Below are 17942 nucleotides of genomic sequence, written 5' to 3'. Positions count from 1 at the left end.
GCCATTTCCGACACATGAAACTTTGGTAATGTTTGGGAGTGACGGCGGACGTCAGTCGCGGCGCAATATGGCGTCCAACGATGCCTGTTCTTCGGCGGACAGGGATTTTGTTGCCAGCACGCGGCGCGACCGCGCGGTCAGCACGATGAAAACACCTCCCACCAGCAACAGCAGGACGGGCGTGCCCCATAGCAACGCATTGCGCAGATCGAATCGCGGCTTCAGCAGCACGAACTCGCCATATCGCGAAACCACGTAGTCCATGACCTGCTGGTCGGTGTCGCCGGCGACGAGGCGCTGACGCACAAGGACGCGCAGGTCGCGGGCAAGGTCGGCATCGGATTCGTCGATCGACTGGTTCTGGCAGACCATGCAGCGCAAGCCTTCCGACAGCGCCCGCGCCCGCGCCTCCAGCGTCGGATCAGGCAGCACCTCGTCAGGCTTCACCGCCGAGGCCGTGCCGGCAAAGAACAGCGCCAGCAGCAGGACAATGGAGGTCAGAGAAAGCCGCGCGTTCATGGCAGGGTCGCGGATGGCACCGCGCTCGCCTGCTTGCGCCGCCGCGACGGCGCGCCGACGCGCAGGCGCCGGTCCATCAGTGACATCGCCGCGCCCGCCATCATCATCAGGCCGCCGCCCCAGATCAACGTCACCAGCGGCTTCCACCACAAACGCACGACGACGGAACCGTCATTGCCCTCGTCGCCGAGCGAGATGTAGAGCTGCGAGAAACCAATCGTTCTGATGCCCGATTCCGTCGTCGTCATCTGCCGAACCGGATAAAACCGTTTGGCGGAGCTGATTTCGCCAACAGGGCTGCCGCTGACGCCGATCAGTTCGAAGCGGCCGAGATCCTCGCTGTAATTCGGTCCCTGGGCCGGATAAAGCCCGACGAAACGCAGCGTATGGCCGGACAGTTCGACGGTCTCACCGGCATGCATCGACAGGATCTTCTCGGTGCCGAAGCAAAGTGTGCCGACGATGCCGAGCGTGGTCAGGCCGAGGCCAAGGTGAGCGAAGGCAGTGCCGAAGACCGAGCGCGGCAGGCCGAGCAAGCGCCTGACCATGATCCCGGCGGCGACATTGCCGACCCCCGATTTGACGGCGAGATCGGTGAGCGCGCCAAGGATCAGCCAGACGGCAAGGCCAACGCCCAGGGCTGCGAACACCGAGGCGCCGTCGATGAACAAAGCGGTGACCAGCGTCGCCAGCAGCGCCGCTGCAAAGGCCACCATAAGGCGCTGCGCGACGGCGAAGACATCGCCGCGCTTCCAAGCCAGCAACGGCCCGAACGGAACCACGAGCAGCAACGGTACCATCAGCGGTCCGAAGGTGAGATTGAAGAACGGCGCGCCGACCGAGATCTTGTCGGCTGAAAAGGCTTCGACGGCGAGCGGATAGAGTGTGCCGACGAGGACGGTCGCCGTCGCCGTCGTCAGGAACAGATTGTTGAGGACCAGCGCCCCTTCTCGGGAAATCGGCTGGAACAGGCCGCCGGTCGTCAGCCGGGAAGCGCGCAGCGCAAACAGCGCCAGCGAGCCGCCGATAAACAGCGTCAGTATGCACAGGATAAACACGCCGCGCGTCGGATCGGTGGCAAAGGCGTGCACCGAGGTCAGCACGCCTGAACGCACGAGGAAGGTGCCGAGCAGCGACAGCGAGAAGGTCAGGATGGCGAGCAGCAGCGTCCAGATCTTCAGCGCCGAGCGCTTCTCCATGACGATGGCCGAATGCAGCAGCGCTGTACCCGCCAGCCACGGCATGAAGGAGGCGTTCTCGACCGGATCCCAGAACCAGAAACCGCCCCAGCCAAGTTCATAGTAGGCCCAGTACGATCCCATGGCGATGCCGCCGGTCAGGAACATCCAGGCGACCAGCGTCCACGGCCGCACCCAGCGCGCCCAGGACGCGTCGATGCGGCCTTCGATGAGGGCGGCGACCGAGAAGGAAAAACAGATCGAGAAGCCGACATAGCCGAGATAGAGGAACGGTGGGTGGATGGCGAGGCCGAGATCCTGCAGGATCGGGTTGAGATCGCGGCCTTCGATCGGCGCCGGATTGAGCCGGATGAACGGATTGGACGTCGCCAGGATGAAGAGGAAGAAGGCGGCGCCGATGGCGCCTTGCACCGCAAGCACATTGGCGCGCAGCGTCGCCGGTAGGTTGGAGCCGAAAGCGGCGACGAGCGCGCCGAAGAAGGTCAGGATCAACACCCAAAGCAGCATCGAGCCTTCATGATTGCCCCAGGTTCCGGTGATCTTGTAGATCAACGGCTGCAAGGAATGCGAGTTTTCCCACACGCTTGCCACCGAGAAATCGGAGCTTGCATAGGCACTCGCCAACGCTGCGAAGGACAGCGCCGTCAAGGCAAAGCCGGTCACCGCGACCGGACCGCCGACGGCCATGAGGCGCTGGTTGTTCAGGCGCGCGCCAAACAGCGGCACCACCGTCTGCACCAGCGAAAGCGCAAACGCCAGGACGAGGGCGAAATGTCCGGTTTCAACCATGCCCGTGATCCATTGTCGCTCTCCTGCCGGAGCTATTCACTCTTGTTCTCCTGCCAGACGCCCTTGGCCTTGAGGCCGTCCGCAACCTCTTTGGGCATGTAGCGCTCATCATGCTTGGCCAGCACGCTATCGGCAACAAAAACCCCGTCCGGGCCGAAAGTACCCTCGGTGATGACGCCCTGCTCTTCGCGGAAAAGGTCGGGCAGGATGCCGGTGTAGGTGACCTTGACCGATTTGTGCGTGTCGGTCACCGAAAAGCCGACCGTGGCCCCCTGCCCGCGCTGGATCGTGCCTTTTTCGACCAATCCACCCAACCGGATGCGCTGGCCAGGCTGGACACTGGCGGTGGTGAGATCGGCCGGCATGTAGAAAAAGGAGGCCTTCTGGCCAAGCGCGTAAAAAGTCAGCCCGGTCGCGGCACCCAGGAAGACCAGCCCGCCCGCGATCACCGACAATCGTTTCTGCTTGCGCGTCATGTCTTGTTCTACTCCGTCGCCGCAAGGCCAAGCGAAGCGGCAAAGGCGGTGAATTTCTTCGCCTGCTCACTGTCGGCTCCAAAGACGGCGATGGCGCGACCGAGCGCCTCACGCGCCTGATCGGCTTTGCCGAGCACGACATAGGAACGAACGAGCCGCATCCATCCTTCCGGATCACGCGGATTTTGCCGCAGTTTGTCGTCGAGGCCGGCGACCATCGTATTGATCATGGCCTCCCGATCCTGCGGCGACATCGAGGATGCGGCGTCGACATCGCCGGCATCGGGACCGTTGGTGGCGCCGCTGGAGGCGACGTCGGAGCCTCCGGATTTGGCCAGCGCCTGCTCGACCGCACCGCGCCATGGCGAGTCCGGCGGCAATCTGCCCAGCATCGCCTGCCATGCCGTGGTCGCTTCCTTGGCGCGCCCCTCCTGCGCCAACGCCATGGCCAGGTAGAAACTCGCCTTCGCGTTGGCCGGATCGAGCTTCAGGGCTGCCTCGAAAGCATCCTGGGCATCGGCCGAGACAATGCCGCCTGCCGCGCTGGCGATCGCCTCGCCGAGACCGGCCTGGCGAACGGCGCTGTCGCCATCGAGCCGAATGGCGTTGCGATAGGCTCCCGCCGCGTCGGAAAAGCGCTGCATGCGCAGATAGACCGGTGCGAGCACGTCCCAGCCCCTGCCGTCGGTGGGATTGGCGGCCAGATGGGCTTCGGCCCGCGCCACCAGCTCGTCGACCGAACTGTCGGCGGGATTCTTGGCCAACCGCTCGCTGAGCGGTTGCGACGGCAGGTCAGGAGAGCCAAGCTGGACATAGAGCCCCCAACTGACCAGCGGCACCGCCAGCACGGCTACGGTTGCCACCAGCCTTGCCGTGATCGACGCTCGGCCAGGGTTTGCGCCGCCGGCGGTACCCGCATTGTCAAGGCGAAGGATGCGGCGAGCGATCTCGGCGCGGGCCTCGGCTGCTTCGGCCGGCTGGATCAAGCCACGCGCGGCGTCGCGGTCAAGCTCGGACAATTGGTCCCGATAGACTTCGAGATCATGTTCGCCGCTCGACGACGCGCCCTTGGCGCTGGCGGCCAGCGGCAGCAGCACCGCCAGGCTTGCACCCAGCGTGAGAATGGCGGCTATGACCCAGAACAGCATGGTTCTTCCAATACCGGCAGAGCTCTGCCGTGCCAACAGATGCATGCTGCGACGCTTTGACGACGCCAGCCGCCAATCATCGGCAGACGGTCGTCAGGTCAGCGGCGTCCAGCTGCCATCGGCGTTGCGGCAAGCGGTTCCGCGCGCCGTGAGCCCGGCGCCGCCGGAAAACACCGTCTGCGTGTACTGGCGGCAGTCCTGCGAACCGACGCGGTACGGCTGGGCCGGAACCACCTCGCCGTAGCGCGAAGCCTGAGCGCCTTTCCACGTCACCTTCTGGCCGCTGGTCGTATATTCCAGCGCCTTGTATTCAGCCTCGAGCGCGCTGCGCTTCTCGGTCTCGCTGAGGCCGTTGCCGATCGTCCCGCTGATGAGGCCGCCGCCCATCGCCGAAATGATCGTCGTGGTCACCTTGCCGCTGGAAGGAGGTGTCGAGGCCGGTGCCACTGCTATGGCTGGACCCTTGCCGCTCAAGGTGGTGCAGCCGGAAACGGCCAGCAATGCGGAAACGAGAGCGACGCGAATCTTCATGCCAACAACCGATTTTCTTGAGTGGGAGCCTGCCATGGATGCGCCGGGGGCCGCGTCATCGGAGAAGTTGGCGTGGCCATAGTATTGATATTTGTCGGAAATTTGGCCGTTGGCAGCTGCGAGACCAATCGACATGCCGCCAATAACATCTCCCGTCCCTCTATGTCGATTGGCCCTGGTGAACATCACTGAAGGCTCCGCAATCGCACCACCGCCTTCAATCCGCCCATACCGGACCGCTCGAGCGTCAGAACGCCTCCATACTCGTTGACGAGGTCTGCGACAATGGCCAGCCCCAGACCTGTTCCGGGCTTTGTCTCGTCCAGACGCCGTCCTCGCTTCAGCGCCTCGCGCGCCTTGTCCTCGGGAATGCCCGGACCGTCATCCTCTATGCTGATCTCGAACAGGCCGGCCGGGTCGTCCTTGCCGGTCAAGGGCACGACCGAAACCTGCACCGCGCTCTTTGCCCATTTCATCGCGTTTTCAAGGAGATTGCCCAGCAATTCCTCAAGATCCTCGCGCTCGCCGGCGAAGACGATTTCGGCCGCCGGCAGCGACAGCGACAGATTTGTCTGCGGATTGAGCTTCTGCAGAACCCGCACCATGCGCTGCACCAGCGGCGTCACCGGCGTGCGATAGACGACGCTGTCGCGCTGTGCCGCGACGCGGGCGCGCTGGAGATAGTGTTCGACCTGCTTCTGCATGGAAGCGGCCTGTTCGGCGATCAGCTGCCCCTTGGCGCCGCCGAGCGCGCGGCCCTCGTTGAGCAGTACCGCCAGCGGCGTCTTCAGCGAATGGGCGAGATTGCCGACCTGTGTTCGCGACCGCTCGACGATGCGCCTGTTGTTTTCGATCAACGCATTGGTTTCATTGGCAAGCGGTTCGATCTCGGCCGGGAAGCGGCCGTCGAGCCTCTGCGCGGTGCCCTCGCGCACCATGGCGAGCGCGTTCCTGACCCGGCGCAGCGGCTGCAGGCCGAGCAGGATGGCGATCGCGTTGATGGCGATCATGCCGACGCCGAACAGGCTGAGATAGGTCAGCAGGCGGCGCTGGAAGGTAGCGATTTCCTGTTCGAGTTCGCTCTGGTTGCCCATGACGCGGAAACGCGCGGCCCGGTTCTTGGCGTCGAGAACGAATTCGCTCTCGAAAACTTCGAGTTGTTCGCCGTCGATGCCTTCGGCTGCGTAGCTGCGCTGAAAACTGGCATTGAACGGCACCTCGGCAACGCTCGGTGATGGGATCGTCGTGGTCATCGACGACGAGTGGAGATCGCCATGCACGCCCTCCGAAGCGGGCTCGACCGACCAGTACCAGCCCGAATTCGGCTCCGAGAACCGAAGGTCGCCGAGGTCTGGCGCGCCAGTCAGCGCCCCGCTGTCGGAGATGCCGATCGAACCGATCAGGTTGAACAGATGCGCCGAAAGCAGGCTGTCGAAGCCGCGCTCGCTGGCCTGGCGGTATAGGGTGGTGATCAAGGTGAAGATGACAACGAGCGTCACGATCGCCCAGACCGTGGAAAAGGCGATAACGCGGAACGTCAGCGAACGCGGCCACAAACGCAGCGAAAGCGGCGTCCTTGCGGTTGGTTTGAGCGGTTCCGAGTTACGCCTCCGGCTCACGCATGCGGTAGCCCATGCCGCGCACGGTTTCGATCATGTCGATGCCCATCTTCTTGCGCAGCCGCCCGACAAACACCTCGATGGTGTTGGAATCGCGGTCGAAATCCTGATCGTAGAGATGCTCGACCAGTTCGGTCCGCGAGACCACTTCGCCCATATGGTGCATCAGATAGGCGAGCAGGCGGAATTCGTGCGACGTCAGTTTCAGCGGCACGCCGTCGACATCGGCCTTGGAGGCCTTGGTGTCGAGACGCAGCGGCCCGCAGGTCAGTTCGGACGAGGCATGGCCGGCTGCTCGCCGGATCAGGGCTCGTAACCTCGCCAGCACCTCCTCGATGTGGAACGGCTTGGTGACGTAGTCATCGGCGCCGGCATCGATGCCGGAGACCTTGTCGCTCCAGCGGTCGCGCGCCGTCAGGATCAGCACCGGCATCTTGCGGCCGCCGCGCCGCCAGCGCTCGACCACACTTATGCCGTCCATCTGCGGCAGGCCGATATCGAGCACGACCGCGTCATAGGGCTCTGTGTCGCCAAGGAAATGGCCTTCCTCGCCGTCGAAGGCGCGGTCGACGACATAGCCGGCATCGACCAGCGCATCCGATATCTGCCGATTGAGATCCTTGTCATCTTCGACGACGAGTACACGCATGCGGAGTTCGATACCTGTTGAAGAGCTTTGTCAGATTGAAGGGCTTGGTCAGATTGAAGAGCTTTGTCAGATTGAAGACTGGGGCAGATATAGGCCGATTCCGGCGGCCTGGGAAACGTAGCCTAGGTTGATTGGGTCAGTTCAGCGGAACGACGATCTCGGAACGTCGCGGACGTTGTCCGTCCTTGCCTGGAACGAGCACGACGATGACACAGACAGGCTGACCTCCGCGCGTCGATTGCGAGGCCTTGGCCAGGGTTCCGCCATTCTGCTCGGCCACCTGCTGGCCGATGGCGTAGCAATCGGACGCCGCCAGTACGATCGGACTGGCCAGGTCGGGCGGCGCGATGACCGGCATCGCCATCGCCCGCGACGCGAACAGCCCGGCAGCACAAAGCGCCAGTGTCGCAATTCGGAAGTGGGAGCGAAGCGTTTTCATGACCGGCGTTGTAACGCATCGGTGCTGAACGTGAAATGAACGGTGAACGCCGCTGAAAACATCCTCGCCACACCCCCTGCAACGCGAGACAATCAACCTGGAATTTCACCGCCTCGAACAGGTGAAATCCCGCGAAAGTCCAGTCTAGACTCGGTTTTGACCATATTGAAAGCGCATCAGGCATTTTCCTGCGTTATCGCGCGAAAACGCAGCAGCCCGTGATGGACGAGCAGATCCTCGTCATGGCGGGCTTCGGCAAATTCCAGCGACAGTCGTGTCTGGCCGCGAGGGCCAATCACCAGTGCTGCGTCGGCAAGGCGCGCCTGGATGGCGGCCATGATGGCAAGCGTTTCGGCGTCGCCATGGGCTTTCGACCAGACATGCAGCGTAATCAACTGATCGTCGGTGTTCTCGGTGCCCGTATCCCAGTCAAAAGCGGAGGTCTGGCCGCAGGTCACGTACGGAAAAGCGGCATTCTCGGCTGGCCGTTCGAGCAGTCCGGCGCCGCCCAGCAAGGCCGACAGCGATGCATCGCTTTTCAGCCTGAGAAACAGTGCCTGCTGTAAATCGCCTGGCGCGGTCATCGTCTTTTCCTCCAGTTCCTGCGCTGCCGATTATTGCTTTTCGGAAGCTGTCCGCGTTCTGCGTGTTCTGACAGATATAGCCATTCGACGCGCGGAGGCGATGGCGATTCGTCATCGGAATGATGGATGCCGATGATCTCGAAAGGGCGACTTTGCCAACACCATCGTCCGCGGGCACCGCGCCGCGAACATGGACTCTCGATTCCTGGTTACATATTCTCGCTACAGGGTCGCATGACGATCCACGAAGCAATTTCGGAAGCTGATGATGCTCGATGCAGAAAAGACCAGGGCTGCCTCGCGGTTGTTGGTAGGCCACTGGGACAAGGGCACCCGTCTCGGCGCCATACCTGAGGCGTTGCGCCCACAAACACGGCTCGAAGGTTACGCCATCCAGTCGCATGTCCTGGATCGCTCGGCGGCCTCGCTTTTCGGCTGGAAGATTGCCGCGACCAGTCTGGCCGGACAAAGGCACATCAATGTCGACGGCCCGATGGCCGGACATCTCCTGGCCGAAAAAGCGGTGGAGGTCGGCGGGACCGTTTCCCTGGCGACGAGCAAGATGCGCGTGGCCGAGATCGAGTTCGCTTTCCGATTCGGCCGCGAACTGCCGCCTCGTCCGGCACCCTATGAAATCGCCGAAGTGATGAAAGCCGTGGCGACCTTGCACCCGGCGATCGAAATTCCGGACTCACGCTATGACGATTTCTGCGCCGTCGGGGCGCCGCAGCTCATTGCGGACAATGCCTGCGCCAATCTGTTTGTCATCGGCGAGGCGGCGGAAGACGACTGGCGCGGCGTGGACCTTGCAAAGCACCCCGTGGTCGCTTTCGTTTCCGGAAAGTCGCAGCACAACGGATCGGGAGCGGCCGTGTTGGGCGATCCTCGCATCGCGCTCACCTGGCTCGTCAACGAGCTGTCGGGCCTGGGCATAGCGCTCCAACCGGGACAGGTGGTGATTACAGGCACCTGTGTGACGCCGATAAGCGTCGAGGCAGGCGACGAAGTCACCGGCGATCTCGGCCGGTTTGGCCGCGTCTCGGTGCGGTTTGTCTAGGCTCCGCGCTGCCTGGCCACGAAACTGCGCACCGCCAGCACCAGCACGGTGATGATGATCAGGATCACCGAGAGCGCGGCGATCGCCGGGTCGATGTTGTCGCGCAGGCCCATCCACATCAGCCTCGGCAGGGTGATGGCGTTGACCGAGGTGATGAACAGGGTGACGCCGATTTCTTCCCACGACAGCACGAAGGAGAGCAGTGCCGCTGTGATGATGCCGAACTTGATGTTGGGCATGATGATGCGGGTGGCGCGCTCCCACACAGTGGCCCCTAAGCCCCGCGCGGCAAGGTCGATGCGCCGGTCGAGCTGGCTGAGCGAGACCAGCATCAGCACGGTGGCGAAGGGCACCGTCATCACCGAATGCGCCATGGCGACGCCGAGCCATGTGTCATAGCCGAAGAACGTGCTGAAGCCCGACATCGAGGTCAGCAGGAAGTAGAGCGTGATCGCCGAGACCACCGGCGGCACCACCATCGGCAGCAGCACGAAACCGACCAGGGCCGCGGTGAAGCGCGGCTGGAACATCCAGACGCCGAGGCTGAAGCACAGCGCGAGCACGGTGGAAAAGGCACTGCTGACGACACCGATGCGGATCGAGAGCAGGATTGATTGGAGCCAGCGCGGGTCCTCGACCAGCGCCCGGTAGTGGCGCAGCGACAGTTCGCCCGACGGCATCGCCAGCATGCGGCTCGGCGTCAGCGACACCGGGATGACGGCGAGCAGCGGCATCAGCAGGAACAGCGCCACGAGGGCGGCGATGATCAGCGAGACGGGACCGGGGCGGTAGGTCGGCATCAGATCAACTGCTTCGGTCTGACATATCGGAACAAAAGCGCCATCAGCGCGCCGACGAACAGCACCAGCACGACGCTGATCGCCGCCCCCAGGCCCCAGTCCGGGCTCTGGAAGATCCTGAGATAGATCAGCTCGGCGATCATGACGCTGCGGCCGCCACCGAGGATCGCCGGCGTGACGAAGAAGCCGAGCGAGAAGACGAACACGATCATCGCCGCGCCGATGATGCCGGAGCGCGTCATCGGCACGAACACTGTCCAGAAGGTGCGCATGCGGCTGGAGCCGAGCCCGCGCGCGGCCAGGAGCACGCGGTCGTCGAGGCTGCGCATAGCCGATGCCAGCGGGAAGACGGCGAAAGGAATGAGAAAATGCGTCATGCCGACGATGACGCCGAATTCGTTGCGCACCAGCGCCAACGGTTCGGAAATGAAGCCGATCGCCTGCAGCCAGCTGTTGATCAGGCCGCGATTGGAGAGCAGCGCCACCCAACCGAAGGCACGGGTCAGCACGGAAATCCAGAAGGGAACGAGAATGCAGAACTCGGCGACCAGGCGCTGTGCCGGGGTTCCACGCACCCAGACGACGGTGATGGCGTAGGCAGCGGCCACCGAAACCACGGTGACGACCGCCGCGATGCGCAGCGTGCGGATGAACACCGACTGCACGAGATCGTCGGTAAGCAGCGCCTCATACTGGCCGAGGCCGGGCGTCGGCAGCGTGAAGCTCCATTTGACGACGCCGAGGAACGGCCAGGCATAGGCCAGGACAAGAAACAGGAGCAGCGGCGCCATCAACAGCGCCGCGCCCATCCTGTCGGAGAGATAGGATCTCATTTCGACCCGATTACCCCTGCCCTGATCAGGCCGAGATGATCTTGGTGTATTCGTCGAGCGCCGGCCCGTAGTTCTTGGCGTACCAGTCCATGTCGAGCGCGATCTGCTTCTTCATGTTCTCGGGATCGACCGGGTTGATGCGCTTCTTGTCGGCCGGGATCAGCGCGTCTGCCGCCGGGTTGGCGGGGCCCTGGCCGAGCTTGTCGAACATGACCAGCTGCTTTTCAGCGTCCTGGGCACTGGCGATGAACTTCATCGCAGCGTCCTTGCCGCCGGGATTGCCCTTGAGCACGGCGAGCGCACCGGGCGAGATCAGGCCCTGGTCCCAGATGAACTTGATCTTGCCGCCGCTATCCTGCTCGATCAGTGAAGCGCGGGTCGACCAGACGATCGCCATCGAGGCCTCGCCATTGAGCAGCACACTCTGGCTTTCGGCGCCGCCACCCCAATAGGCAACGACGTTTTCCTTGAAGGCGGCGATCTTGTCATGGGCGCGCTTGAGGTCGAGCGGGTAGAGCGACGCAGGCGCGATACCGTCGGCGAGCAGCGCCGCTTCCCAGCTCGACACGCCCCATTTGTAGAGCGAGCGCTTGCCGGGGAATTTCTTCACATCAAAGAAATCGGCCATGCCGGTCGGCGCGTCCTTGCCGTACTTCTCGGAATCATAGGCGATGACATAGGAGAAGAAATAGGTCGAGGCGGCGTATTCCCAACCAAAGCCGGGCCGCATCTTCTTCTTGTCGACGATGTTGTAATCGATCGGCTCGAGAGCCCCCTGGGCGCCGAGCGTGATGGCCGAGAACGGATCGACATCGACGAGATCCCAGGTCGGCGCGCCGCTCTTGAATTGCGCGGCGATGGCACCTTCGGTCGGACCCGAACCGTCCATCTTGACGGTGATGCCGGTGTCCTTGGTGAAGGCCTGGCCATAGGCGGCATCGTAGGCGGTGATGGCATCGCCACCCCAGTTGACCAGCACAAGTTCCTTGGCCTGCGCAAAGGCACCTGTCGAGCGCAGCAGCATCGGCGTGCCGGCCAGCACGAGTGCCGCCAGCTGCGTGAACTGCCGGCGCGAGATCTCACCGCGGCCTGCCCTGGCGGACAGGCTCTCGATGGCTTGTTTCTTGGTATCATGTGTCATGTCAGTTCCCCTTTCTTGTTGTTGATAGTGCCGGAATCGGTGCTGCGATATCTCACCACACCGTTCGTCATTGCCCTCCATGCGGAAGGAGGAAACCCTTTTCCGCCGGCCAGGTGAGCCAGACGGAGTTGCCCTTGCTCAACGCCGCGGCAGCCACCTCGCTCGGCACCGAGACCGTGACCTTGGCGCCTTGCCGCGTCGTCAGGTCGAGCCGCGTTGCCGCGCCGAGATAGGTGGAGTTGGTGGCGGTAGCGGCGATCCCATTCTCACCATCTGCCGCCTCGCTCGATATCGACATGTATTCGGGCCGGATCGCCAGGATGGCATCGCCGCGCACGAGTTCGGCCTTGCAGCCCATGCTGACCGCGCGGTCCTCGCACAGGCCGGTCGAGCCATTGCCGGCAGGCTTGACCCCCTTCAGCGGCAGCATATTGATCTCGCCGAGGAACTCGGCGACGAAGCGGTTGTCCGGCCGGTCGTAGACCTCGTCGGGCGCTCCAACCTGCAGCAATTTGCCGTGGTTGAAGATGGCAACGCGCGACGACAGCGCCAGTGCCTCGCTCTGGTCGTGGGTGACGAAGACGAAGGTGGTGCCGGTCTCCTGGTGCAGCCGCTTCATCTCGGCCTGCATCTGGCCGCGCAGGCCCTTGTCGAGCGCGGAAAACGGTTCGTCGAGCAACAGCACGCCCGGTTCGAACACCAGCGCGCGGGCCAGCGCCACGCGCTGCTGCTGGCCGCCCGACAGTTGCGCCGGCAGTTTTTTCTCGTGGCCCTTGAGGCCGACGCGCTCGATCATCTCGCCGACACGGCGCTTGATGTCGGCGGCCGATTTCTTGCGCACCTTGAGTGGGAAGGCGATGTTGGCTTCGACGCTCATATGCGGGAACAGCGCGTAGCCCTGGAAGACCATGCCGGCGGCGCGTTGCTCGGCCGGCCGGTCGGTGATGTCGACGCCGTCGCTAAGCAGCTTGCCCTCGGTCGGCTGCACGAAGCCGGCAAGGATCATCAGGAAGGTGGTCTTGCCCGAACCGGACGGCCCGAGCAGGGTCAGGAACTCGCCACGGCCGATATCGAGCGACAGATTGTCCAGCGCACGGAACGAGCCGAAGCTCTTGCCGATCCCGATTGCCTTGATCTCTGCGGCACGGCCGGGTTGCTGCATACTGCCCTTTCCCTAACGCTTGTCGAAATCGTAGGCAGGGTGCCGGCTCACCGCAACCGAATAGTTTTCGCCTGATCGGCAAATTTCATTCATCTATTGCGAGATGTCGCCACCTGCCCTCAATACGGCAGAATGCGGTTCTCCTGGAGTTTCGACCGCAGCCATCCTGCGAACGCTTCCAGCACCGGATGCGAAGCCTTGGCGTGTTCGGAGACCAGGAAATAGGAGCGCGGCGACTTGATCGCGATGTCGAACGGCCTGACCAGCCGGCCCTCGCTCAGCGCCCGCCGGCTGGTCAGTTCGTCGCCCATGGCGATGCCCTGGCCGGCAATCGCCGCCGAAAAGACGAGGTTCATGTCCGAAAAGAAGATGCCGCCCTCAATGTCGGGGTTTTCCACCTTGGACAGCGCCAGCCAGCGCGCCCAATCCTCGGTGTCATCGAGATGCAGCAGGTTGGCGCGCAGCACGTCCGACGGCCGGGAGAAACCGCCGACCTTGTTGAGCAGCGTCGGGCTGCAGAGCGGCGTGAACGAGATTTCACAGAGCGGCTCGACCGCCCGGTTCGGCCAATTGCCGACACCAAATGCAATGAAGGCATCGGCATCGGCATTGCTGACATCGTCGAGCCGGCGCGGCGTCAGGATGCGCAGCGCCACGTCAGGATACATCTGCCGGAACTCGCCGATATGGGTGCACAAGAACAGCGAGGCGAAGCCGGGCGTGCAACTGACGGCGAACGAGCCGCCGACGCCGGTGCCGGCATCGCGCGTCACCGCGTCGCCCAGAACGGTGAGCGCTTTGCGCACATCGCTGGCGTAGCGCTGGCCGCGCGGCGTCAACGCCACGCCCTTGCCGATGCGTTCGAGCAGGTCGAAGCCGAGGTCGCGCTCCAGCAGGCGAAGCTGATGGCTAACAGCGCTGCGGGTCAGGTGCAACTCGTCGGCGGCGCGCCAGACGCTGCCGTGCCGGGCGAAGCTGTCGAGCGCGCGCAGCGCTTGTGTCGATGGTATACGCAAGGAACCTCAGGTGAACCGAATTTGCACGAACCGGGAAAACATATCACTTTTTAGCGACCCGCTTCACTGCTTTCTTCTCTTGCCATGGAGAAACCGGTGGCCACCTCGGCGCAAGCAACCGCCCTTGCCTGTCTCGACGGCATCCAGCCGTTGTTGTCCGCGTGGACACGCACCATCTTCGATTACGGCGAGACCGCGTGGCGGGAGTATCAATCAGCCGCCTGGTATGTCGAGCGGCTGAAACTCGAAGGCTTTTCCGTCGAAGAAGGCTCCGCCGGCATGCCGACCGCCTTCTGCGCGCATTGGACCAACGGCCCCGGCCCGACCATCGGCATGTACGCCGAATACGACGCGGTGCCGGGCAATTGCCAGGATGCCGCTACGGTCGAGCGTCCGCGCCGGGGACTTGGCAACCAGGCCGGCGGCCACACCGACCCGCATTCCGGCCTCGGGATTTCGAGCCTCGGCGGGCTGCTGGCGACCAAGGCGGCGATGCAGCGCCACGGCATATCAGGCACGCTGCGCTTCACCGGCGAGCCGGCGGAAAAGGTGCGCGGGTCAAAGCCGATCCATGCCGCCAAGGGCTATTATGACGGCCTTGCCGGCATGATCTCCTTTCATCCGTTCTACATGCTGCCGCTCTGCAACACTGCGCGCTGGGACACGCATTGCGGCGCGGCCTACGCGATGATCTATCGCTTCATCTGCGACCAACCGGAGCGCTGGGCGCTGGCTGCGGGTGCTGCACCCATTCCGCAAGCACATTCGGCGGCGCGCGCCCCCGGCGCCAACGACGCATTGATGATGATGTACATGGCCTCCAAGGCTCTGCGCGATTCCATGCTGCCGCACCAGGGCGGCTGGTCGATCAGCGAAGCGATCCTGACGGCGGGGCAAGCAACCGCCGACAATTTGCCGGCGGGGCTGGCCGAGATCCAGTACATGATCCGCGTGCCGACGCTTGCCATGGCCGAGCAGGTCACCGCGGTGCTCGACCGCAATGCCGAGGCCGCTGCCAGCATGAGCGGCTGCCGCCATGAGCGGCATTGGGTGTCGAAGTCACGGCCGGGACTTGCCAACCATGCCATGGCCGAGATCGCCTATGAAGCACTGTCGACGGTCGGGCCGCCGCGCTGGGACGAAGACGCCAAAGCCGTCGCACGCGAAATACAGGTCAATGCCGGGCGCATGGCGAGCGACGAGCCGTTCATCGAAGAACTCGAGCGCTTGATCGAGCCGCAGGCGGCGGAAGCGATCCTGCGCCGCGATCTGGCGCCCTCGCAAGTCAATTCGACCTCCGACGATTACACCGACATGAGCTGGCATACGCCGACAGCGCGGTTCTATGTCGCCCGCCCGGCGCTGCGTTCGGAGACCGGCTACCCCTATCCGGCATGGGTGATGAATGCGCTGGGCGGCATTTCGGCGACGATCGACCCGATGGTCATCTGCGCGTCCAAGACGGTCGCGCTGGCGGCGCTCCGCCTGCTGGAAGACCAGACCGCCCGCGATGCAGCGATGAATGAACTCGTCGCCCGCACCGGCGGCGGAATCGGCGGTTCGAACTGGATCGCGCCGCTTTGCGACTACGACCCGCCGATCGGGTTTCGATGGCCAGAATATGTCACCACCCCGCGTGGACGCGACTGGTGGATACCGAGCAATCAGACACCCCAAACCACCTCACGAGGAGCATCCCATGACCGTTCATGACCGCATTGTCGCCGAGCCGTTTTCGCTGCAGCGCCGCAACCCCGCCGGCGGCACCAAGCCGCTGACCGCCTGGGGTTTTGCCAACGAGACCGACGTGCTGACCGACGTCCTGCTTGGCTCACCCAATTTCCTGCGCCATCTGTCGACCAGTTCGCTGTCGCGAAAGCATCTGCGCGAGGCGCCCTGCAACGTCCAGATCGCCCAGGCCCAGCACAAGGACCTGGTCGCCGCCTACGAGCATTTCGGCGTCAACATCCACTGGCACGAGCCGACGCCTGAGCTGCCGATGCAGGTCTATTCCCGCGATTCCAGCGTCATGACGCCCTACGGCGCCTTCATTACCGCCATGGCCAACTGGTGGCGGCGCGGCGAGAACTATGCCGCGATCCGCACCTACGAAAAGCTCGGCATCCCGATCTACGACATGGTCACCGCAGGCACGTTCGAGGGCGGTGACTTCAACGTCATCGAGGACGGCGTCGTGCTGATCGGCTGCGGCGGCGCGCGTACGCAGGAGGAAGGTGCGCGCCAGGTACAGGCCTGGTTCGACAAGGAGGGTTGGGAAACCCGCATCGCCTTCATCGACGAGTATTATGTTCATATCGACCTGATGGTGGTGCCGATCGCCGAAAAACTGACCGCTGTCTGCCTCGCCTGCACCGAACCCGGCATTGTCGACTGGTTGAAGGGCAAGGGCCACGAGATCATCGACGTGCCGTTCCAGGATACGATGGCGCTGGGCTGCAACTTCATGTCGCTGGGCAGGGACCGGGTGATCGCGCCGACCTCCAGCCAGGCACTGATCGGCCAGCTCAAGGCGCGCGGCTTCGAGGTCGCGGCCGTCGACATGAGCGAGATCTCGAAGACCGGCGGCGGCATCCACTGCATGGCGCAGGCGCTGAAGCGCGAACCGGCCTGAGGAGTGGGATAGCGCTACGCTGCTTCGCTCACATTCGCATCAGCATGATCGGCATCCAGGCAGCCGAGGGTGCAAGGTCGCGCGCGCAAAACGGCTGAGATCGCCGGCTGGCGGCAGCATGTGCTCCGCTGGCGAGTCGCAACGCTGGCCGACGCGAAACTTGCGCGATAGCTAATATAAGCGCACAGTAAAAACGTCTTTTGGGAGAGGACAGCTCATCTGCAAATCGGGAGGAAACCATGAACACCATGAGCCTCACCACGCTTGAACGCGGAAAAACGACAATCGACGCCGCAGCCCTGGAAGCGTTTTCGGCACAATTGCGCGGCAAAATGCTGAGCGAAGGCGATGCCGCGTACGACGAAGCACGGACCGTCTGGAATGCCACGGTCGACCGGCTGCCCGGGCTGATCGTGTGCTGCGTCGGCGCTTCCGATGTCATCAGTGCCGTGAATTTCGCCAGGGAGAACAGGCTTCTCGTCTCCGTGCGCGGCGGCGGCCACAACATTGCCGGAAGTGCGGTCTGCGATGGTGGCCTGATGATTGATCTGTCGTTGATGAAGTCGGTGCGGGTCGATGTCGCGGCGCGGCGGGCATGGGTCGGGCCTGGCGCGACGCTTGCCGATGTCGACAAGGAAACGCAGGCCTTCGGGCTGGTGGTGCCGACCGGAATCAACTCGACCACCGGCATATCCGGCCTGACGCTGGGTGGCGGCTTCGGCTGGATCACCCGCAAATTCGGCCTGACCATCGACAATCTTGCCTCCGTCGATGTGGTCACCGCCGACGGCAAATTGCTCCGGGCCAGCAAGACTGAAAATCCCGATTTATTCTGGGCGCTGCGCGGCGGCGGCGGCAATTTCGGCGTCGTCACGGCATTCGAGTTCCATCTCCATGAGTTTGGACCGCAAGTGCTGGCAGGGCTTGTCGTCCATCCCTTCGCCGATGCCGAAAAGGTGCTGCGGGAGTATCGCAAGGCGCTCGAAACCGCTCCTGACGAGTTGACCTGCTGGGTAGTCATGCGGCAGGCGCCGCCGCTGCCCTTCCTGCCCGCGGAATGGCATGGCAAGGAGGTTCTGGTTCTGGCCATGTGCTATTGCGGCGATATTGAGACGGGCGAAAAGGCGACGCAGAAACTTCGAGCCATCGGCACGCCGATTGCCGATGTCGTGGGCCCCAGCCCGTTCACCGGCTGGCAGCAGGCATTCGACCCACTGCTCACGCCCGGCGCCCGCAACTACTGGAAGAGCCATGACTTCACCGAGTTTTCCGAGGAGGCGGCTGCGGTCGTCAGGGGGGCAATAGCCAAGCTGCCGGGACCCGAATGCGAGATATTTATCGGCCATGT

Annotated in this window: 18 protein-coding genes; 4 read left to right on the top strand and 14 right to left on the bottom strand. The window is 63.7% G+C overall.

Going from position 1 to position 17942, the window contains the following annotated elements:
• Positions 1 to 51 precede the first annotated feature (51 nt).
• The 9 genes from EOB80_RS07515 to EOB80_RS07475 all read right to left on the bottom strand — a co-directional run bounded on the left by EOB80_RS07515 (position 52) and on the right by EOB80_RS07475 (position 7953).
• Positions 52 to 519 carry a cytochrome c-type biogenesis protein gene (locus EOB80_RS07515; RefSeq protein ID WP_127327201.1) on the bottom strand — a complete coding sequence of 156 codons (468 nt, stop codon included), beginning with the start codon at positions 517 to 519 and terminating at the stop codon, positions 52 to 54.
• Positions 516 to 2507 carry a heme lyase CcmF/NrfE family subunit gene (locus EOB80_RS07510; RefSeq protein WP_127270960.1) on the bottom strand — a complete coding sequence of 664 codons (1992 nt, stop codon included), beginning with the start codon at positions 2505 to 2507 and terminating at the stop codon, positions 516 to 518. Before EOB80_RS07510 ends, EOB80_RS07515 begins: the two co-directional genes overlap by 4 nt.
• A 32-nt stretch (positions 2508 to 2539) precedes the next feature.
• Complete coding sequence (gene ccmE, locus EOB80_RS07505) at positions 2540 to 2983, bottom strand: cytochrome c maturation protein CcmE (protein WP_127321624.1); 444 nt, start codon at positions 2981 to 2983, stop codon at positions 2540 to 2542.
• An 8-nt stretch (positions 2984 to 2991) separates the two neighbouring features.
• Positions 2992 to 4131, bottom strand: coding sequence for a c-type cytochrome biogenesis protein CcmI (gene ccmI, locus EOB80_RS07500; protein WP_127321623.1), 1140 nt, complete (start codon positions 4129 to 4131; stop codon positions 2992 to 2994).
• A gap of 93 nt (positions 4132 to 4224) precedes the next feature.
• Positions 4225 to 4662 (bottom strand): hypothetical protein, encoded by a 438-nt coding sequence (locus EOB80_RS07495; protein ID WP_127321622.1) that lies wholly within the window; start codon positions 4660 to 4662, stop codon positions 4225 to 4227.
• Between the two features lie 185 nt (positions 4663 to 4847).
• Positions 4848 to 6281: an ATP-binding protein gene (locus EOB80_RS07490; RefSeq protein ID WP_127327200.1), complete on the bottom strand. Its 1434-nt coding sequence runs from the start codon at positions 6279 to 6281 to the stop codon at positions 4848 to 4850.
• Complete coding sequence (locus EOB80_RS07485; protein WP_023812809.1) at positions 6265 to 6930, bottom strand: response regulator transcription factor; 666 nt, start codon at positions 6928 to 6930, stop codon at positions 6265 to 6267. Before EOB80_RS07485 ends, EOB80_RS07490 begins: the two co-directional genes overlap by 17 nt.
• Before the next feature lie 136 nt (positions 6931 to 7066).
• Complete coding sequence (locus EOB80_RS07480) at positions 7067 to 7369, bottom strand: hypothetical protein (protein ID WP_127269164.1); 303 nt, start codon at positions 7367 to 7369, stop codon at positions 7067 to 7069.
• A 176-nt stretch (positions 7370 to 7545) separates the two neighbouring features.
• Positions 7546 to 7953 carry a DUF3168 domain-containing protein gene (locus tag EOB80_RS07475; protein WP_127327199.1) on the bottom strand — a complete coding sequence of 136 codons (408 nt, stop codon included), beginning with the start codon at positions 7951 to 7953 and terminating at the stop codon, positions 7546 to 7548.
• Positions 7954 to 8221: 268 nt separating this feature from the next.
• Between EOB80_RS07475 and EOB80_RS07470 the strand changes: the two genes are divergently transcribed.
• A complete protein-coding gene (locus EOB80_RS07470) occupies positions 8222 to 9010 on the top strand; it encodes a fumarylacetoacetate hydrolase family protein (protein WP_127327198.1) in 789 nt (262 codons plus the stop codon).
• Here the strand turns inward: EOB80_RS07470 and EOB80_RS07465 are convergent.
• The 5 genes from EOB80_RS07465 to EOB80_RS07445 all read right to left on the bottom strand — a co-directional run bounded on the left by EOB80_RS07465 (position 9007) and on the right by EOB80_RS07445 (position 13962).
• Complete coding sequence (locus tag EOB80_RS07465) at positions 9007 to 9810, bottom strand: ABC transporter permease (protein ID WP_127320958.1); 804 nt, start codon at positions 9808 to 9810, stop codon at positions 9007 to 9009. The two genes, EOB80_RS07470 and EOB80_RS07465, sit on opposite strands and share 4 nt — an antisense overlap.
• The gene (locus EOB80_RS07460; RefSeq protein ID WP_127267594.1) at positions 9810 to 10643 is read right to left on the bottom strand and encodes an ABC transporter permease; all 834 of its coding nucleotides are present in this window, start codon (positions 10641 to 10643) and stop codon (positions 9810 to 9812) included. Before EOB80_RS07460 ends, EOB80_RS07465 begins: the two co-directional genes overlap by 1 nt.
• A 25-nt stretch (positions 10644 to 10668) precedes the next feature.
• Complete coding sequence (locus tag EOB80_RS07455; protein WP_127327197.1) at positions 10669 to 11784, bottom strand: ABC transporter substrate-binding protein; 1116 nt, start codon at positions 11782 to 11784, stop codon at positions 10669 to 10671.
• Between the two features lie 67 nt (positions 11785 to 11851).
• Positions 11852 to 12946 (bottom strand): ABC transporter ATP-binding protein, encoded by a 1095-nt coding sequence (locus EOB80_RS07450; RefSeq protein WP_127327196.1) that lies wholly within the window; start codon positions 12944 to 12946, stop codon positions 11852 to 11854.
• A gap of 119 nt (positions 12947 to 13065) precedes the next feature.
• Positions 13066 to 13962 (bottom strand): LysR substrate-binding domain-containing protein, encoded by an 897-nt coding sequence (locus EOB80_RS07445; protein ID WP_013532647.1) that lies wholly within the window; start codon positions 13960 to 13962, stop codon positions 13066 to 13068.
• An 84-nt stretch (positions 13963 to 14046) separates the two neighbouring features.
• On the opposite strand from EOB80_RS07445, the gene EOB80_RS07440 reads away from it, so the two are divergent.
• The 3 genes from EOB80_RS07440 to EOB80_RS07430 form a co-directional block, all read left to right on the top strand.
• The gene (locus EOB80_RS07440; RefSeq protein ID WP_127327195.1) at positions 14047 to 15675 is read left to right on the top strand and encodes an amidohydrolase; all 1629 of its coding nucleotides are present in this window, start codon (positions 14047 to 14049) and stop codon (positions 15673 to 15675) included.
• Complete coding sequence (locus EOB80_RS07435) at positions 15662 to 16594, top strand: dimethylarginine dimethylaminohydrolase family protein (RefSeq protein WP_127267591.1); 933 nt, start codon at positions 15662 to 15664, stop codon at positions 16592 to 16594. Before EOB80_RS07440 ends, EOB80_RS07435 begins: the two co-directional genes overlap by 14 nt.
• Before the next feature lie 239 nt (positions 16595 to 16833).
• Positions 16834 to 17942: FAD-binding oxidoreductase (locus EOB80_RS07430; protein WP_245466284.1), on the top strand; the 1109-nt coding region annotated here is incomplete at its 3' end.

The sequence above is a fragment of the Mesorhizobium sp. M7A.F.Ca.MR.245.00.0.0 genome (assembly GCF_003997415.1).
In the GTDB taxonomy this organism is placed as follows: Bacteria; Pseudomonadota; Alphaproteobacteria; order Rhizobiales; family Rhizobiaceae; genus Mesorhizobium.
This window is presented reverse-complemented; position numbering and strand designations above follow the sequence as displayed.

Excerpts from the sequence above, each read along its gene's own strand:
- EOB80_RS07435 (WP_127267591.1), top strand. The coding sequence starts at position 15,662 with ATGACCGTTCATGACCGCATTGTCGCCGAGCCGTTTTCGCTGCAGCGC.
- EOB80_RS07465 (WP_127320958.1), bottom strand. The coding sequence starts at position 9,810 with ATGCCGACCTACCGCCCCGGTCCCGTCTCGCTGATCATCGCCGCCCTC.
- ccmI (WP_127321623.1), bottom strand. The coding sequence starts at position 4,131 with ATGCTGTTCTGGGTCATAGCCGCCATTCTCACGCTGGGTGCAAGCCTG.
- EOB80_RS07460 (WP_127267594.1), bottom strand. The coding sequence starts at position 10,643 with ATGAGATCCTATCTCTCCGACAGGATGGGCGCGGCGCTGTTGATGGCG.
- EOB80_RS07470 (WP_127327198.1), top strand. The coding sequence starts at position 8,222 with ATGCTCGATGCAGAAAAGACCAGGGCTGCCTCGCGGTTGTTGGTAGGC.
- EOB80_RS07485 (WP_023812809.1), bottom strand. The coding sequence starts at position 6,930 with ATGCGTGTACTCGTCGTCGAAGATGACAAGGATCTCAATCGGCAGATA.
- EOB80_RS07510 (WP_127270960.1), bottom strand. The coding sequence starts at position 2,507 with ATGGTTGAAACCGGACATTTCGCCCTCGTCCTGGCGTTTGCGCTTTCG.
- EOB80_RS07450 (WP_127327196.1), bottom strand. The coding sequence starts at position 12,946 with ATGCAGCAACCCGGCCGTGCCGCAGAGATCAAGGCAATCGGGATCGGC.
- EOB80_RS07515 (WP_127327201.1), bottom strand. The coding sequence starts at position 519 with ATGAACGCGCGGCTTTCTCTGACCTCCATTGTCCTGCTGCTGGCGCTG.
- EOB80_RS07455 (WP_127327197.1), bottom strand. The coding sequence starts at position 11,784 with ATGACACATGATACCAAGAAACAAGCCATCGAGAGCCTGTCCGCCAGG.
- EOB80_RS07480 (WP_127269164.1), bottom strand. The coding sequence starts at position 7,369 with ATGAAAACGCTTCGCTCCCACTTCCGAATTGCGACACTGGCGCTTTGT.
- EOB80_RS07495 (WP_127321622.1), bottom strand. The coding sequence starts at position 4,662 with ATGAAGATTCGCGTCGCTCTCGTTTCCGCATTGCTGGCCGTTTCCGGC.
- ccmE (WP_127321624.1), bottom strand. The coding sequence starts at position 2,983 with ATGACGCGCAAGCAGAAACGATTGTCGGTGATCGCGGGCGGGCTGGTC.
- EOB80_RS07475 (WP_127327199.1), bottom strand. The coding sequence starts at position 7,953 with ATGACCGCGCCAGGCGATTTACAGCAGGCACTGTTTCTCAGGCTGAAA.
- EOB80_RS07440 (WP_127327195.1), top strand. The coding sequence starts at position 14,047 with ATGGAGAAACCGGTGGCCACCTCGGCGCAAGCAACCGCCCTTGCCTGT.